The organism is Arthrobacter sp. Y3221160 (assembly GCF_059092585.1).
Window position 1 is genome coordinate 2,725,358 of record NZ_JBNHHU010000001.1, and the last position, 16,601, is coordinate 2,741,958.

The window sequence follows — 16,601 nt, forward strand, 5'->3', positions numbered from 1 at the left end:
GATGCCGGTCGTACAGGTCCACATGCGGGCGGGCCGGTCCGCAGAGGACAAGCGCAGGCTCATCGAGTCCATTACCGACGTCGTGGTAGATGTCCTGGGCTCAAAGAGGGAAAGAGTAGTGGTCCTCTTGGATGAGATCGATCCGGGGAGCTGGGGTCAGGGCGGCCGGCTTCTTGCTGACGAGTTATCGGAGAAGACGTGATGGGTGGTTCCCATGTCCTGTCCGGTGAACGATCTTTCGACGCGGTTCCGTAGCTCGAAACCTGGCACAGGGCGGGCGATGAGATGACTGTTTCCTCGGTGGCCTCGCTGCTGGCGACGCTCAACCAGGCCACTGTCTACGACCTTGAACAGCCCCGGTACGCCGGTGCACCGATCTTTGCGGCGCACCGTCCCGGGTTCATTTACACACTCCACCGGCGGCATGAATCCGGGCTAGGTGAAGCCAGGACCAGTGCCTCCGGATTGATCGTCACCGCAGAGCACGCCGGCACGCACATTGATGCGCTCTGCCACCAGGCGGTGGACCTGCGGATGTTCGGAGGCCTGCCGGCCGACGCCAGGACGCAGACTTCTTCCGGTTTCACGGAACTTGGCGTGGAGACAATAGCTCCCATCATCGCCCGCGGCGTGCTGGTCGACATCCCGCGGCATCGCGACGTGGAGCGGCTTCCAGCAGGCACGGTCGTTGGAGCGGATGAGCTGGAGGCTGCCGCCTCAGAGCAGCGTGTTCGGGTGACCGCGGGCGACGTCGTCCTCGTCCGCACAGGCAGCGGGTCTCTTTGGAACGAACCGGATGAATATCTTCAAGGCGCCGGCCTTTCCGCCGAAGCCTCGGAATGGCTTGCGGATCGTCGGGTGCAGGCTGTAGGAGCTGACAACGTTGCATGGGACGCCGTGCAACCGGACCCCCGGCGCGGGAGCCTGCCGGGGCACGTGGTGCTCATCGTCCGCAACGGGATTTACATCATCGAGAATCTGCAGCTCGAGGAGCTCGCTGCCTCCGGCAGTCAAGAATTCATGTTCATATGCCTGCCGCTCAAGATGGTCGGCGTGACAGGATCACCTGTTCGCCCGTTGGCTGTGGTGCCGGCATGAACAGCCGGCTGGATGCCGCCTTGCGGGCTATCTGCCGAGCCGACCCTTGCCTGCGCGGCCGGTGCCTTCGGCGGCTCCCCGGGACCCAGGGCCAGGCTATTGCAGACGCGTCAAGACCACTACGGTGACCGCCTGAGGAAAGGAGAAGGCGAAATGGCACACAAGGACGTGCCGGCTACCGGGCCGGCACAGGAAGGTCCCAAGAATCGGGGCCGCGTTCCGGCAACCGCCGTTGGAGCGCTCATTTTCCTGTGGCTCGTCTATGCGATGAACGCAAATACGCGCCAAATCTTCTACTACGTCCTGCCCCCGATGGTTGAAGAGTTCGATCTGACGCCGGAGGAAGCCGGTGTCGTCAGTACGATCGTGACGGTAGCTGTGGCATTGGTGGCAATTCCCGCCGGCGCCTGGTTCGATCGGGGCGGACATGGCTGGGCCCGCAAATACCGCAACGCGATCGTCGCGGCCGGATACTTCCTGTTCTCCATTCTCACGGGCATAGTCGCACTCACGAAGACGATCTGGAACGTCGTCGTCATCCAGTCCATCAAGAACGCCTTCGGCGGCGCAGGCGAAGCGGTCGAGGTCACGTCGATGGTCGAGTGGTATCCCGTGGAAAAACGGGGTCTGGCGCTCGGGATACAGCACGCGGCATACCCTTGGGGCACAGGCTTGGGCGCCATCGCCACCGGGGCGATTCTGGCCACCTTCGGGCCGGAGAACTGGCGGTATGTATTCCTGATCATTCCGCTGGCGATGATTCCTATCTGGATCGGCTGGTGGTGGTATAGCTCTCCGAAGCGCTACGAAAAGTTCGAAGACGACACCCAGGCCGCGGGGCTAACCAAGCCTCTCGCCGGTGGGGCCGGCGCCGAGCAGCGGCACGCCGAACCCGGTGCGCTGCGCCGCAGCCTTGCGAATCCGAACATCTTGGTTCCCGCGCTGGCATCAATGTTCGGGATCATGATCTACACGGGGATCAGCTTCTGGCTGCCACAGTACATCGCCTTCGTGGGCGGTTTCAGTTTCGCGGAAGCCGCCGCCTACAGCGCCGTGTTCACGATCACCGGCGGTATCGGGCAGATCTTCTGGGGTGTCGTTTCCGATTACATCGGGCGAAAGCTGAGCCTGATCATCGCCTTTGTGTGGCTGGCGATCGGCCTCTATCTCCTGCGGTTTTCGGCGGTGAGCTTGACCGTTCTGATCGTGGTGCAGCTCATCGCAGGTCTTGCGACGAACGCCATCTTCCCTGTCCTTTACGCGTTCGGCTCTGACTCGGCAGAGCCTGGTGCCATGGGGACGGCGAACTCGATTCTCCTGTTCTTCCTTTACATTGGAGGCGTTTCCCCCCTCGTCCTTGGATGGCTGATTGGACTCGGAGGCGGGTTCGAAAGTGAAACCGGATACTTCTACGGCCTCTACTTCTTGGTGGCCGTGGCGGTCATCTCGGCAATCATCATTGCGCTGTTCACACGCGAGACGGTGGGGCGGTTTAAGGACCGCGATAGGGCTCTGGTCTCCCGCGAGCGCACCCACGTGCGTCCGGGGCTGCCCCAGGAGTAAGTCGTCACCCTTGCGTCCCCGGGCCGCGGCCCATGGCAGTGATCTCAATCGATGATAAGGAGAAACCGATGGGAATGAGTTACCAACAAGCACGGCAGGCGCTGGAAGCGGCGCTCGACAAGGCCACGGAGATCGGGTCCCCCTCCAGTGTGGCCATCGTCGACTCCGGGCGTGAATTGGTTGCGTTCGCGCGGCAGGACGGGGCGCTTCTGGCTAGCACCGAGATTTCGGTGGGCAAGGCCTACACAGCGTGTTCGATGAAGATGGCAACGAAGGACATCGGACCCTTGACCCAGCCAGGTCAACCCCTCTATGGGCTCGAGTACACGCACCATCGCCCCCTCGTTACCTTCGCCGGAGGACGGCCCTTGGAGATCGCGGGGGAGATCGTCGGTGGCGTCGGAGTAGCCGGGGGAACCGTCGACCAGGATGACGAGATTGCGGCCGCCGCGTTCGCGGCTCTCACCTCGTAGGAGGAATGCATGCAGCTCCAGGGGAAAAAGGCGATCATCACGGGGGCGGCAACGGGTATCGGGGCGGTCACCGCCAGGGCGTTTGCTCAAGAAGGTGCGGCCGTCGTTGTGGCCGACATCAACGAGGACAACGGCTGGCGTGTGGTCGAGGAAATCCGCAGTCAGGGCGGCGCAGCAGAGTTCGTCCGCACCGACGTAACCAAGGAAAGCGACGTAGAGGCGCTCGTGAAGCAAGGCGCAGAGACGCTGGGTGGTCTCGACGTCTTGTTCAACAACGCAGGGGCCCAGCGCTCGGGGGCCATCACCGGTTTCGAGCAGGATCAGTGGGACCTGCTCATGGCGGTCAACCCCCGCTCCTGCTTCTTCGGTGTCAAGCATGCCGTACCTGTCCTTCGCGAACAGGGAGGCGGGTCGATCATCAACATGGCATCGCTGGCTGCAGTAAAGGGAGGTGCCGGCTTGACTGCCTACTCCGCGTCCAAAGGCGCCATAGTGGCTTTCACCAAGGCACTGGCCCCCGAGCTCGCGCCTTACCGCATCAGAGTTAACAGCGTTTGCCCCGGATGGATCGACACTCCGTTCAACCGGCCGGCAATCGAGTTCATGGGCGGTGCGGAGGAGCAGGAACGCGTCGTCAAACAGATCGTACCCATGGGCCGTCAGGGAACGCCGGAGGAAATCGCGCCCATCGTGGTGTACCTCGCCTCGGACGGCTCCACCTATATGACCGGACAAGCACTGGTAGTGGACGGAGGCGTGTACTGACGGGGCGCTTTACGGGTTCGCGCATGGAGCGGGTCGGTGACCTCGTCGCTCGCCCTGCCAGCGGAGTGTGCAAGGCGGTAGCGGTGTGGCCGGGGCAGGAGCTCACCTCAAAGTAGGGGAATCTCCCACTGCTTCTTTTGCGGTCCGGGCGCCGGCTCTTGCTGCACGGCCGGTGCTCACCTAGGTTGAAGGTGGACGGTCGCGGGCAGGTTCCCGTTGGGGGAGTCGGCGCTGCCGTTCCAGAAGGAAGATCAGCATGGCAACAGGCACCGTCAAATGGTTCAATGCCGAAAAGGGGTTCGGCTTCATCAGCCAGGACGACGGCGGGCCGGACGTGTTCGCACACTTCTCGGCCATCGCCGCCAGCGGCTACCGCTCGCTGGAGGAAAACCAGAAAGTTGAGTTCGACGTCGTTCAGGGACAAAAGGGACTGCAGGCCGAGAACATTCGCCCGCTTTAACACACGCTCAAACCAACGCCCCGCTCTCCGAAAGTGCGGGGCGTTTGTGTTGTAGCCGCCGTGAACCGCACAGGCTAGGGGACTCATTACTTACGCTGCGTCATCTTGGCAGACGTGAGAGCCCTCGAATTCCTTTCGCTCCGCGCTGGTAGGTAATCGCCAAGTATGCTTACTATCTTGACAAGGGCGTCCTCTGCCAAGAGAACGGAGATCCATGTCTGCGATGCCCGCATCCCATCCGGGACTGACTGGAAACAACCTCTGAAAGGCACGCACAGTGTTTCTTCTCTTCGGTCTCAAGACCGCCCTTCGCGATCTGCCCGGACGGATGGCTACGTGCCAGTATTGCGGCCGGTTCGTGCACCATCGCCTGCGGGAACGCGCCACCAAACTCACAGTCTTCTTTATTCCGGTCTTCACAACATCCAGGGGCTTAGTCATCACCTGCACGAACTGCGGGCGGAGCTCCACAACGAAATCCCGACAGAAGAACGCACTCTTTAGCTAGCTGAGAGACTGCGTTTCACCTGGAAGGACATTTTTCCGAGGCGGCATAGGGCCTCGTTGTCTTGGCCGCGCCGTTCATACCGGCAGGCGCGCGGCGAAGCGGAGCGGGCGTCTCGTCGCCGCTGGCCGGGTCTCAGGCCGCGGCCGCTGTTGAAGCTGCTAGTTGCGTCACGCCGTTTTGTGCACTCGCACACTGACGTCCCTTTCGCGCCCTTGTAGCGTCACATGCACACCCTCCGAAAGACCTAAGCCAAGAAGGAACCTCTGTCGATGACGACACCTGTCTTATCTCTGTCAACCGCACCATCCGAGCACGGCACGTCGGCTCCCACCCAGGACGCGGGACCGCTGGAGAACGCCCACAGGCAGCTTGCTTCAGCAATCCGTACGCTGGGATACAGCGAAGGGCTGCACCAGTTGCTGGCCCAGCCGCGCCGGGAGCTTTCCGTGAGCATCCCCTTGCGCCGGGACAACGGCAGCGTTGAGGTTCTCACCGGTTACCGCGTGCAACATAATTTTTCCCGCGGACCCGCCAAGGGCGGACTGCGTTACAGCCCGCACGTCTCCTTGGACGAAGTGCGTGCACTGGCAATGTGGATGACGTGGAAGTGCGCTCTGCTGGACGTCCCTTACGGCGGCGCCAAGGGCGGGATCACTATTGATCCGCGGAATTACTCGCAGCAGGAATTGGAGCGCGTTACGCGCCGCTACACCAGCGAAATCCTGCCGATCATCGGCCCTGAGAAGGACGTGCCGGCGCCCGACATCGGCACTGACGAACAGACCATGGCATGGATGATGGACACCTATTCGGTCAACGTCGGATACACGGTTCCAGGCGTGGTGACGGGCAAGCCTGTCAGCGTTGGCGGTTCCCTCGGCCGTTCGAGCGCCACATCCAGGGGCGTCGTGCACGTTGCGCTGGCAGCGCTTGCCCACGCCGGGCTTGATCCACGGCATAGCACCGCGGCTGTTCAAGGCTTCGGCAAGGTGGGAGCCGGAGCCGCAGAGTTCCTTGCCGACGCCGGAGTCAGCGTTGTGGCTGTGGGCGACCAGTATGGGGCCATCCATAATGCTGACGGCTTGAACATCCGTGCCCTGCAAGACCATGTCAAGGAGACTGGCAGCGTCGTCGGCTTTGCCGGCGCAGGTGCCATGCCTTCGGATGAGCTGTTGGAGCTTGAGGTGGACCTGCTGGTCCCCGCAGCAGTAGAAGGCGTGCTGCACGGCGGCAACGCCAACAAGGTGCGCGCCAAGGTCATCGTGGAAGGCGCCAACGGCCCCACCACGGCGGCGGCGGACGTCATTCTGCAGGACAAGGGCGTGCTCGTTGTTCCGGACATTCTCGCCAATGCGGGCGGCGTCATCGTCTCCTACTTCGAGTGGGTGCAGGGCAATCAGGCCTACTGGTGGACTGCTGCCGAAGTTGAAGAAAAACTGGAACACCGGATGTTGGCGGCGTGGGAGAACGTCCTGTCCATTGCGTCCAAGCGCGGCCTGAACCTGCGCGAAGCCGCTACGGTGACGGCGGTCGACCGTGTGGCACAGGCGCACCTGACCCGCGGGCTCTACCCCTGATCCTGACTGCGCGCGTCGGCGGGGTTTCGCATGCCCCGCATCAGGGACCGGGCCGGTTGGGGGATGTTGCGGAACGATGGCGACATCCCCCAACCGGTGGCTGCACCCTCGTTTTGCCTCTCTTACCACCACGCAGCGGTCAAAATACTGCACAAGATTGAGGAAAGGTCTCCCATGACGGTAGACAATTGGAAAGACCTAACAGGCCAGCACGTTCAGATCCGCAAGGATGGGAAGGCCGTCCGGAAGGGCCGGGTCGAAGAGGTGACGCGGGCAGCGGACGCGTTGTGGCTGGAATGGCATGGCGGACACCTGAGGCAGCTGTATGAAAAAGCTGAAGGTTATTCGGTAGAGCTCGTTCCAAGCCCGTAAGGCGCGGAACAGAAGAAGCTCTGGCCGTTACGGGTGGTCGTCGAACGGCGACTCAAGGTTGGCAAACTGTCCCGATCTGCGGCGAAAGCAAAAGGCCCCACTTCCCTTCTTTAGGAGGGGAGCGGGGCCTTGCTAGTGGCGGTGACGGTGGGATTTGAACCCACGTTGGCTTTCACCAAACAACATTTCGAGTGTTGCACCTTCGGCCGCTCGGACACGTCACCAACGCGTCAACTTTACCCGCTGTTGGCCCTGAGCCCCAAAACGGCGCGGCCGGCACCTGAGTCAGAGGGGGAGATCGCCGCGGTGCTGCGCGAAGAACGCGCGCAGCATGGCGGCTGATTCCTCCGTGCGGACCTCAGGGTAGACCTCCACCCAGTGGTTCAGCCGACGTTCGCGCAGGATGTCGAAAACACTGCCGGCCGCGCCGGCCTTCTCATCCCACGCCCCGAAGACAACTTTCGGGATGCGGGCGAGCACGATGGCGCCGGCGCACATGGCGCAGGGCTCCAGCGTGACCACCAGCGTGCAGCCGTCCAGGCGCCAGGAGCCAAGCTTTCTGGCCGCCTCCCGGATGGCCACCATTTCGGCATGGCCGGTCGGGTCGTGCAGCGCCTCCCGTTCGTTGCGTCCGGAACCCAGCACCGCGCCGTCGGGACCCATCACCACGGCGCCGATCGGCACGTCGGAGGTCTCCAGGGCCAACCGGGCCTGGTCCAGGGCAAGACCCATCCACTGGTGGTGCTGCGGATCAATTGGGCCCATGCCACCATTCTGGCAGGCCGATGTTTGTCCCTGCTATCCGGCTGCCGGTAGTTTTGTGGAATGCGCGTACTCGAAGTGGATCATCCCCTTGTTGCCCACAAACTCACCGTTCTCCGCGACAAGACCACTCCGTCGCCCGTATTCCGCCAACTCACCGAAGAACTGGTGACCCTGCTGGCCTACGAGGCCACCCGCGACGTCCACACCGAGCCGGTGGAAATCGAGACCCCGGTCACCCGGACCATCGGGACCGCCTTCACCAAACCAACCCCGCTGGTGGTGCCCATTCTGCGCGCGGGCCTCGGCATGCTCGAGGGCATGACCAAGCTGGTGCCAACCGCCGAGGTCGGTTTCCTGGGCATGGCGCGCAACGAGGAAACGCTGGACATCATTACTTATGCCGAGCGGTTGCCGGCCGATCTCACCGGCCGTCAGGTATTCGTGCTCGACCCCATGCTGGCCACTGGCGGCACGCTGCGCGAATCCATCAAGTTTCTCTTCGCCCGAGGCGCCGCCGACGTCACCTGCATCTGCCTGCTGGCGGCACCGGAGGGTCTGCAGGCCCTGCGCGATGAGCTCGAAGACAAGAACGTGTCGATTGTGGTGGCGTCCATCGACGAGCGGCTGGATGAGAAGGCCTACATCGTGCCCGGCCTGGGTGACGCAGGGGACCGGCTGTACGGCGTTGCCGGCTGAACCAGCCGGCGAGGTGGCACCACTCACGGAACTGCCGGCTGAACCAGCCGGCGAGGGGCACCACGCAGGAACTGCTGGACCGAAGATCGGGGGCCCGCACGTTCCAGTGCGTGTCCACATTTTGGACGGTTTGCAAACGCCGGCGCTTTGCATCTAGTGCGCCTCACCACGAGGCAAAACCAACAATGCATATTTATTCATTGGCGCCCCGCATGAGCGGTGTTCGGCTGATATTTATGCACGGGCGTGGTGTGATGTGTGGCACAAAAGCACTGTTTCTTCTCACTATGTGAGACAAGCAGGCTTATATTACTTGCACGTAGGCATTGTTACGCGCCAAACTCATGGTTGTGAACAACAACGCAACAGCATCTGCAGCCGCAGCCTTCAGTTACGGGACGTATCCCGGCGCACTGGCGGACTGTTGCCGAATGCAGGCCTAACTCACCACCCCTCGAGTTATTCCAGGCAATTCATCTGTCCAATGGCGGGCGCCAGAAACACATCCCGTGCGGGCATACCCATGCATTCGCGCCGTGATGACGGCCATTTTCACACATGAGGTTCTAATGTCAGTTTCATCCGGATACGTCCACATCTCCGTCCGCAACGCCCAGAACCGTGCGGCAGCCGCGCAGCGACAGGCAGCCGGGCAGAACCCGCAGTTCGCCGGACAGCCGTCTTACCCGGGGGAGCAGCAGGCCTACCGCGTGCTGCGTGCTGTTCCCGGCCAGTTCGACGCCGCTGCCCCCCATCCGACCACTGCCCCCACCCCCGTGGTCACCCCCAATGGAATTCCCGGCCCGCAGGCGGTGTCGAATGACACTGTTGCCCGCGGGTTCGTTCTTTATGTCGGCCTGGACGAGGAGGCTGCCGCCGCCCAGGGGACCACGCTGAGCAAGCTGGCTTCCCAGGTGCGCGCCTACGTGCAGTCGCTCGCTCCCGACGCACAGAGCCACGGGGCCGTGGCACTGGCGCCGGCCGATGCCCCGGGCGAGAACATTGACGTAGTGCGCCAAGCCCTGGGCGATCCGACCGTCAGCCGCCGCCCGCGGACCGCGGCCGTGGAAATCCAACGCCAGCCGCAGCCGGCCTCGCATGCCAGCCGTCCCAGCGGCGTCCTGATCGATCTGTCCCGCCGCGAGGTGCACCTGGACGGCGAGACCCTGAACCTGACGTTCAAGGAATTCGAGCTGCTCAACTACCTCGTGGAGAACGCCACCCGCACCGTCGGCCGCGAAGAGCTGCTCTCCGGCCTGTGGAAGAACGCCGAGGAAGTCCCGAACGAACGCACCATCGACGTGCACATCCGCCGGCTCCGGTCCAAGCTGGGCCGCCTGGCCAACACCGTGCGCACCGTCCGCGGCCAGGGCTACCGGTTCTACGAGCACCCGGAAGTAGTCGTTTGGGCTGCCCCGGAGTACTCGATCTAGGTCCTGCCTGACTTCGCCCCGCCGCGCTACAGCCCGTAAGCCTCGAGCAGGCGGAGCCAGACTTCGCTGATGGTGGGGTAGGAGGGCACCGCGTGCCAGAGCCGGTCCAGCGGGACCTGGCCGACGACGGCGATGGTCGCCGAGTGCAGCAACTCGCTGACACCGGGGCCGGCGAACGTCATGCCCACGATGACCTGGCGGTCCTCGTCCACCACCATCTGGGCCCAGCCCTGGTAGCCGTCGGCATACAGCGAGGAGCCGGCGACGGCGATCGGCAGTTGGGTCGCGGACACGGCCAGCCCGCGCTCCCGGGCCTGCTCTTCGGTGAGACCGACGACGGCGACCTCCGGATCGGTAAAGATCACCGAGGGAACCGCCGCGTCGTCGGCGGTGCTGGCGAAGCGGCTCCACGCTTCCGGGTCGCCGTCCAGCTCGCCGGCCGCCCGGGCGGCGATCGCGTCCCCCGTGGCCCGCGCCTGGTACTTGCCCTGGTGTGTCAGTTGGGCTTTGCCGGCGGCGTCTCCGACCGCATACAGCCAGCCCCCGTCGACGCCGACCACGCGTCCGCTGGCGTCGACCTGCAGCCGCTTCGGATCCTGTCCCAGCTCCTCCAGGCCAAGGCCGGAGAGGGCAGGCCGTCGTCCGGTGGACACCAGGAGCTTGTCGGCTGTGAAGGTGCCCGCCGCACCGGTCTCCCCGTCCGCACCCGCAGCCGTCAGGGCGAGGCTGACGCCGCCGTCGTGCGCAGCCACCCGTGACGCCGCCGTGTGGAGCCGGAGCCGCACCCCGTCGCGGCGCAGCCCGGCTTCCACCAGCCGCCGCGCGGGTTCGGGGACGCTCGCCAGCAGGTCTCCGCGTGCCACCAAGGTGACGTCGGTGCCCAACCGGGCATACGCCTGCGCGAGCTCGCAGCCGGAGACGCCGCCGCCCAGCACCAGCAGGCTCTCCGGAACCTCCTGCGCGGCGGTGGCTTCGCGGGTTCCCCAGAAATCGACGCCGTCCAGCCCGGGCAGCGGCGGCACGTTCGGGGAGGAACCGGTGGCCAGCACGACGGCGTGCCGTGCGGTGATGCGGGTCAGCGTCCCGTCGTCGTCCGTTGCCGTCACTTCGCGCGGACCGCTAAGCCGGGCGGTGCCCCGGACCAGTTCGATGCCGGCGCCCTTCACCCACTCCACCTGCGAGGCGTCGTCCCAGCCGGAGGTGAAGGAATCGCGGCGGGCCAGCACGGCCTCCGCCGCCAGGCCGCCGGTCACGGCTTCGGCCGCGCCCTTGACGCTTCGCGCGGCCTGCAGGGCCGTGCCCGGGCGCAGCAGGGCCTTGGAGGGCATGCAGGCCCAATAGGAACACTCGCCGCCGACCAGCGCCGATTCCACCAGGATGGTCTTAAGTCCGCCGCGGGTGGTCCGGTCCGCCACATTCTCGCCGACCGCCCCGGCCCCGAGTACCACGACATCCGCTTCCAGGGTCCGCTCTGCCATGTCCCGAGCCTCGCATCGCGCGGAGGCGCTGACAAGGGCCGCATACACTCGTGGTGTGAACGACCACCACCTGAAGAAGCTGATGATCATGCGCCACGCCAAGGCCGCGTGGCCGCTGGGCGTCGAGGACCACGAGCGGCCGCTGGCCCAGCGCGGCCACGACGAGGCGCCGCAGATCGGACGGTGGATGGTGGAGCACGACTGCATCCCGGACTTCATCCTGTGCTCGTCGGCACTGCGGACCCGCCAGACCTGCACCTGGGTGTGCAGCGAGCTGGGGGAGAAGGCGCCGACTCCCATGCTGTCCGACGAACTCTACGATGCGCCGGCCGTGCGCGTGCTGTCCGAGATCAACCGGCTGCCCGACACCATCACGTCCCTGCTGGTGGTGGCCCACATGCCGGCGGTGCAGGACCTGGCGATGCGGCTCGCATCGGTGGATTCGGACGAGGAGGCCGTGGTGGACATGGCCACCCACTATCCGACCTCGGGCCTGACCGTACTGCAGCACGGCAAGAGCTGGGCGGAGCTGGACGGCCGCGACGCCGCGGTGACGGACTTCGTGGTGCTGCGCTGACGCGTGGCCGGCCGGCGCCTGGTGCGGACGCGTTTCAGCCGGGCGCGGATCCCGCCGGTCAGCCGGTCAGAAGAGGAGGATCGGCTTGATCGTGGAACCGCCGGCCGAATCCTCGAACCCCTGGTTGATGTCGGCAAAGGGGTAGGTCTTGACCAGCTTGTCGTACGGAAACCGTCCTTGCTTCCACAGCTCGATCAGGCGCGGGATGAAGACCTGGTACACCGAGCTGCCCTGGACGTTCATTTTAAATGTCCATCCCTTCACCTGGGACTCGCCGATCTCGAACGGTGCCTCGGTGCCGAAGGTCGTGTTGCCCACGGCCACGAGCGTGCCGCGGAAGGCCAGCGCGCGCGCAGCCTGGTTGAGCACAGCGGGCACCGAGGTGGTATCGACGATGTAGTCCACACCCTCCCCGCCGGTGATGCGGTTCAGTTCCTCGCCCATGTCCGTCTTGGCGGAGTTAATGGTGTGGGTGGCGCCGAGTTCGAGGGCCGTCTCCAGGCGGTTGTCGTGCAGATCCACCGCGATCACCGTCGTGCAGCCGGCGATCTTGGCCGCCATGATCGCCGCCGAGCCGACCGCCCCGGCGCCGATCACCGCCAGCGATGATGCCGCCTCCGGCCGCAGCTCGTTGAGCACCGCCCCAGCACCGGTCTGCAGCCCGCACCCCAGCGGGGCGAGCATCTCCAGCGGAACGTCGGGGTCCACCTTGACCACGCAGCGCTCCAGCACGTTCGCGTACGACGAGAAGGACGACTGGCCGAAGAAGTGGGAGGCCACGGATTCACCGTCGGCCGAGAGCGCGGTACGGCGACCACTGAGATTAATGCCGATGTAGTGCTCGCAGTAGGCCATCTCCCCGCGGCGGCACTGCTTGCACGTACCACACGATGCCGGCGCCAGCACCACGTGGTCACCGGCCTTGACGCTCGTCACCGCTATGCCCACATCCTCCACAACGCCGGCGCCCTCGTGTCCGAGCACCGCCGGCCATTGGAGGGGATACGCCCCGTCGCGTGCGGTCGAATCCGTGTGACAGATGCCGGTGGCGACCATGCGGACCCTCACCTCGTCGGGCCGGAGATCGGCGAGCTCCAGTTCTTCGACTGAAAGCGGTGCGCCCGTCTCGCGTACGACGGCGGCGGTGACCTTCATGGGTATTCCTCCTCAATACGGGACCAACACATAACAGGAGCGCACACGATGGCGCGGACTCCTGTTTCAACCGTCTCATGACGGCCGGGTCAGTGCACCTGCTAGATGCGGATGCGGCCAAGCTTGTCCGGGTTGCGGATGAGGAAAATTTCGCGGACCAAGCCCTCATCGATCCGGAAGCCGGCGACCGTGTCCACTGCACCGTCCGCGTCAACGGCCACCAACCCGGGCAGCCCGTTGACGTCGGCGACGTGCAGGTGGAAGGGGGCGTCCGGCTTGCCGGTGACGCCGAGCAGGAAGCGCAGCACCTTCTCCACCCCGAAGATGGGCCGCAGCGCCGAGGTCTTCTGTCCGCCGCCGTCGCTGGTCAGCACAACGTCCGGGGCCAGCAGGCCCAGCAGCGGCTCGATGGCCCCGGTGTTGGCCGCCTGCAGGAACTGCTCGGTGATCCTCCGGTGCAGGGCAGGATCCACCTGGTTCCTGGCTTGCCGGCTGGCAACGTGGCCGCGGGCACGCGAGATGAGTTGCCGCACCGCCGCGGGCGAGTGGCCCAGCGTCCGGGCAATCTCCGGTGCCGGGTAGCCGAAGACCTCGCCCAGGATGTAGGCCGCACGTTCCAAGGGGGAGAGCTGTTCCAGGACCACCAGCATGGCCAGCGAAACATCGTCGGCCAGCACGGCGGCTTCGTCCGGTGCGGGAGGGCTCGGCGCATCCGGCAGGGAACTGACCGGCTCGGGCAGCCAGGGCCCGACGTAATTTTCGCGACGGCGCTGCTGGGCGCGGATCTGGTTCAGCGCCAGATTGGTTACCGTTCGCAGCAGGAAGGCACGCGGTTCCCGGACATGGTCCTGCGGCACGTCGGAGAACCGCAGCCATGCCTCCTGCAGGACGTCCTCCGCGTCGGCGGCGCTGCCCAAGAGGCGGTACGCCGCCCCAAAGAGCAGCCCGCGGTGCTGCTGGAACACGGCCAGGTTTGCCTGGGTCGCCGTCATCTCAACCTCCTACGCTGCAGGTTTCCGTGAAGCCCTGGCTGGCCAGGCCTAGGCCTAACGCGGCGTTGACCCTCGACCGCTGGTGCTCCACACACCGAGCACATCGCGCTCCAGCTGAGTGTAGACGGTAGCCGGTGTGCCAGCGCGGAACCTCCCGCAGTTTCTCCGGGTCCACGCCCTGGTGATGAAATTCCCAGTATCCGAAGTTGAGACACTGGAGCCCGGAGAGGGGAGTGGCCGGTAAAACCGCTGGAGCCGCGGCACGTTGCCGGCAAAGAAAAATGCAGCCCGGTCGATGACCGGACTGCATTTCGTTGGTGCGCCCAGAGGGATTCGAACCCCCGGCCTTCTGTTCCGTAGACAGACGCTCTATCCAGCTGAGCTATGGGCGCTTGGCCTCGCGGCCGGATACAACTGTAGCGTGTTTGCCGGACAGTCGCCAAATCGAGGGAGCCCCGCCCGCCTCCGCCCCGGAATTCCGCGCATCGCTGCTTGTGGGAGCGCCACCTCACCCCTCGAGGCCCGTCTGCCTGACCCAGAGGAGTCTCCATCGCCGGCCCGCCGGGCGGCCGCTGATCGCGGGAAGCCGCGTCGGGCAGCCCCTGAAGGGACACATTAACTAGACCGGTCTATATGACCTTAATCACACCTGTGGGCCTTGACACGTAGAAAATCCCCGGATTTCCGGGCTCTACCCATCTAGCCAGACCTATTTTCCTTTTTCTGCAGCCCGCTGGTCTAGCCATCGACCCATAGCATCTAGAAACACCACTGGCCCAGGAAAGGGATGAGTCATGGGCGATATCACGCGTCAGCCGGTTCTTGAGGAAACACTTATGGATGCCCCAACTACACACGCAAAGCTTCTGGCCTGGGTTGCCGAAGTTTCAGAGCTGACGCAGCCCGACTCTGTCTATTGGGTGGACGGCTCCGAAGAGGAGTACGCCCTCCTGACCGATCAGCTGGTCGAGGCCGGGACGCTGAAGCGGCTGAACCCGGAGCTGTTCCCGAACTCTTTCGTCGGCTTCTCCGACCCGAAGGACGTCGCCCGGGTCGAAGAGCGGACCTTCATCTGCTCCGAGAAGGAGGCAGACGCAGGGTTCACCAACAACTGGATGGACCCCGCGAAGATGAAGTCGATCCTCACGGAGCGCTTCGCCGGCAGCATGCGCGGACGCACGATGTACGTGATCCCCTTTGTCATGGGGCCTCTGGACGCGGAACAGCCGCAGTACGGCGTTGAAATCACCGACTCGGCCTATGTGGTCGCCTCCATGCGCATCATGGCGCGCATCGGCACCGACGTGCTGCGCAAGATGGAGCAAGAGGACGCCTTCTTCGTCCCCGCGCTGCATTCCGTCGGCGCCCCGCTGGAACCAGGGGAAGCCGACGTCGTCTGGCCGTGCAATGAGGAGAAGTGGATCGTGCACTTCCCCGAGGAACGGTCCATCTGGTCCTACGGCTCCGGCTACGGCGGCAACGCGCTGCTCGGCAAGAAGTGCTACGCCCTGCGCATCGCCTCGGTCATTGCCCGCGACGAAGGCTGGCTGGCCGAGCACATGCTGATCCTCAAGCTCACCAGCCCGCAGGGCAAGGCGTACAACATTGCGGCCGCCTTCCCCTCGGCCTGCGGCAAGACCAACCTCGCGCTGCTGGATCCGACCATTGAGGGCTGGAAGGCCGAGACCCTCGGCGACGACATCAACTGGATGCGCATCGGCAAGGAGGGCGAACTGCGCGGTGTGAACCCCGAGTACGGCCTGTTCGGCGTCGCACCGGGCACAGGCTGGAGCACCAACCCCAACGCCATGCGCGCCATCGCCAAGGGCAACTCCATCTTCACCAATGTGGCGCTTACCGACGACGGCGGCGTCTGGTGGGAGGGCATGACCGACGAAGTGCCCGATCACCTCATCGACTGGCAGGGCAACGACTGGACGCCTGACTCCGGCCGGCCGGCGGCGCACCCGAACTCGCGCTTCTGCACGCCGATCTCACAGATCGACATGCTGGCCCAGGAGTACTACAGCCCCGACGGTGTGGAGATCCATGCGATCCTCTTCGGCGGGCGCCGCAAGACCACCATCCCGCTGGTTACCCAGGCCCGCTCGTGGACCAACGGCATCTTCATGGGCTCCACCCTGTCGTCGGAGACCACCGCCGCCGCCGCCGGCGAAGTAGGTGTGGTCCGCCGCGACCCGATGGCCATGCTTCCGTTCATCGGCTACAACGCCGGCGACTACCTCAAGCACTGGGGCACCATCGAGGGCAAGGCCAACCCGGACCGCCTGCCCAAGGTATTCCTGGTCAACTGGTTCCGCCGCAATGCCGACGGCGGCTTCGCGTGGCCGGGCTTCGGGGAGAACTCCCGCGTGCTCAAGTGGGCCATCGAACGCATCGAGGGCACCGCGGACGCCGCGGAAACCCCGATCGGCTACATCCCGACCGGCGACTCCATCGACCTGACCGGGCTGGACATGACCCAGGCTCAGGTGGAAGAAGCCGTCAAGGTGGATCCGGCGGAGTGGAAGGAAGAGCTTAAGGGCATTGAGGAATGGTACGCGCAGTTCGGCGATTCCCTGCCCGATGAGCTGGACGCCGAACTCAAGCAGCTCCAGGCCCGCTTCGCCTGAGTGACTGAACGCGGGACGCCATGACAGGTTCCCGACATGAGGCCCCCGCGCACCTG

The 16,601-nt window shown here is 64.9% G+C and carries 17 protein-coding genes and 2 tRNA genes; 13 read left to right on the forward strand and 6 right to left on the reverse strand.

All coding sequences use genetic code 11. The features are described 5' to 3' along the window. Position 1 precedes the first annotated feature (1 nt). From AC5RWG_RS12680 to AC5RWG_RS12720, 9 genes are all read left to right on the forward strand, one after another. Complete coding sequence (locus AC5RWG_RS12680) at positions 2-202, forward strand: tautomerase family protein (protein WP_494013062.1); 201 nt, start codon at positions 2-4, stop codon at positions 200-202. Between the two features lie 83 nt (positions 203-285). Beyond that, a complete protein-coding gene (locus tag AC5RWG_RS12685; protein ID WP_494024350.1) occupies positions 286-1,098 on the forward strand; it encodes a cyclase family protein in 813 nt (270 codons plus the stop codon). 153 nt (positions 1,099-1,251) lie between these two features. Beyond that, positions 1,252-2,661, forward strand: coding sequence for an MFS transporter (locus AC5RWG_RS12690; protein ID WP_494013060.1), 1,410 nt, complete (start codon positions 1,252-1,254; stop codon positions 2,659-2,661). A gap of 74 nt (positions 2,662-2,735) precedes the next feature. Continuing rightward, a complete protein-coding gene (locus AC5RWG_RS12695; protein WP_494074225.1) occupies positions 2,736-3,134 on the forward strand; it encodes a GlcG/HbpS family heme-binding protein in 399 nt (132 codons plus the stop codon). A 9-nt stretch (positions 3,135-3,143) separates the two neighbouring features. Next, positions 3,144-3,899, forward strand: coding sequence for an SDR family NAD(P)-dependent oxidoreductase (locus AC5RWG_RS12700; protein ID WP_494074224.1), 756 nt, complete (start codon positions 3,144-3,146; stop codon positions 3,897-3,899). A 256-nt stretch (positions 3,900-4,155) separates the two neighbouring features. After that, complete coding sequence (locus AC5RWG_RS12705) at positions 4,156-4,359, forward strand: cold-shock protein (RefSeq protein ID WP_494002279.1); 204 nt, start codon at positions 4,156-4,158, stop codon at positions 4,357-4,359. 328 nt (positions 4,360-4,687) lie between these two features. Further along, a complete protein-coding gene (locus AC5RWG_RS12710) occupies positions 4,688-4,867 on the forward strand; it encodes a zinc-ribbon domain-containing protein (protein ID WP_494074324.1) in 180 nt (59 codons plus the stop codon). Between the two features lie 269 nt (positions 4,868-5,136). Then, positions 5,137-6,444, forward strand: coding sequence for a Glu/Leu/Phe/Val family dehydrogenase (locus AC5RWG_RS12715; RefSeq protein WP_494074223.1), 1,308 nt, complete (start codon positions 5,137-5,139; stop codon positions 6,442-6,444). A gap of 174 nt (positions 6,445-6,618) precedes the next feature. After that, positions 6,619-6,816 (forward strand): hypothetical protein, encoded by a 198-nt coding sequence (locus tag AC5RWG_RS12720; RefSeq protein WP_494002281.1) that lies wholly within the window; start codon positions 6,619-6,621, stop codon positions 6,814-6,816. Positions 6,817-6,952: 136 nt separating this feature from the next. Here the strand turns inward: AC5RWG_RS12720 and AC5RWG_RS12725 are convergent. Continuing rightward, positions 6,953-7,040: transfer RNA gene (locus AC5RWG_RS12725), tRNA-Ser, on the reverse strand. A 61-nt stretch (positions 7,041-7,101) separates the two neighbouring features. Then, the gene (tadA, locus tag AC5RWG_RS12730) at positions 7,102-7,581 is read right to left on the reverse strand and encodes a tRNA adenosine(34) deaminase TadA (RefSeq protein WP_494110395.1); all 480 of its coding nucleotides are present in this window, start codon (positions 7,579-7,581) and stop codon (positions 7,102-7,104) included. A gap of 60 nt (positions 7,582-7,641) precedes the next feature. Here tadA and upp point away from each other — a divergent pair, with 60 nt between their 5' ends. Both upp and AC5RWG_RS12740 read left to right on the forward strand, forming a co-directional pair. Then, positions 7,642-8,277 carry a uracil phosphoribosyltransferase gene (gene upp, locus AC5RWG_RS12735; RefSeq protein ID WP_494002283.1) on the forward strand — a complete coding sequence of 212 codons (636 nt, stop codon included), beginning with the start codon at positions 7,642-7,644 and terminating at the stop codon, positions 8,275-8,277. Between the two features lie 569 nt (positions 8,278-8,846). After that, positions 8,847-9,710, forward strand: coding sequence for a winged helix-turn-helix domain-containing protein (locus AC5RWG_RS12740; protein WP_494074221.1), 864 nt, complete (start codon positions 8,847-8,849; stop codon positions 9,708-9,710). A gap of 26 nt (positions 9,711-9,736) precedes the next feature. Here the strand turns inward: AC5RWG_RS12740 and AC5RWG_RS12745 are convergent, their stop codons facing one another. Further along, positions 9,737-11,188: a dihydrolipoyl dehydrogenase family protein gene (locus AC5RWG_RS12745; RefSeq protein WP_494074220.1), complete on the reverse strand. Its 1,452-nt coding sequence runs from the start codon at positions 11,186-11,188 to the stop codon at positions 9,737-9,739. 55 nt (positions 11,189-11,243) lie between these two features. Between AC5RWG_RS12745 and AC5RWG_RS12750 the strand changes: the two genes are divergently transcribed. Next, on the forward strand, positions 11,244-11,765 hold the full coding sequence (locus AC5RWG_RS12750) for a SixA phosphatase family protein (protein WP_494013019.1): 522 nt from the start codon (positions 11,244-11,246) through the stop codon (positions 11,763-11,765). A gap of 66 nt (positions 11,766-11,831) precedes the next feature. On the opposite strand, the gene AC5RWG_RS12755 is transcribed toward AC5RWG_RS12750, so the two are convergent. From AC5RWG_RS12755 to AC5RWG_RS12765, 3 genes are all read right to left on the reverse strand, one after another. Further along, a complete protein-coding gene (locus AC5RWG_RS12755) occupies positions 11,832-12,920 on the reverse strand; it encodes an NAD(P)-dependent alcohol dehydrogenase (RefSeq protein WP_494074219.1) in 1,089 nt (362 codons plus the stop codon). Between the two features lie 101 nt (positions 12,921-13,021). Next, positions 13,022-13,912, reverse strand: coding sequence for an RNA polymerase sigma factor SigJ (sigJ, locus tag AC5RWG_RS12760; RefSeq protein WP_494167077.1), 891 nt, complete (start codon positions 13,910-13,912; stop codon positions 13,022-13,024). A 315-nt stretch (positions 13,913-14,227) separates the two neighbouring features. Next, positions 14,228-14,304 (reverse strand) — tRNA-Arg (locus AC5RWG_RS12765). 402 nt (positions 14,305-14,706) lie between these two features. On the opposite strand from AC5RWG_RS12765, the gene AC5RWG_RS12770 reads away from it, so the two are divergent. Beyond that, positions 14,707-16,545, forward strand: coding sequence for a phosphoenolpyruvate carboxykinase (GTP) (locus tag AC5RWG_RS12770; RefSeq protein ID WP_494002289.1), 1,839 nt, complete (start codon positions 14,707-14,709; stop codon positions 16,543-16,545). Positions 16,546-16,601: the final 56 nt, after the last annotated feature.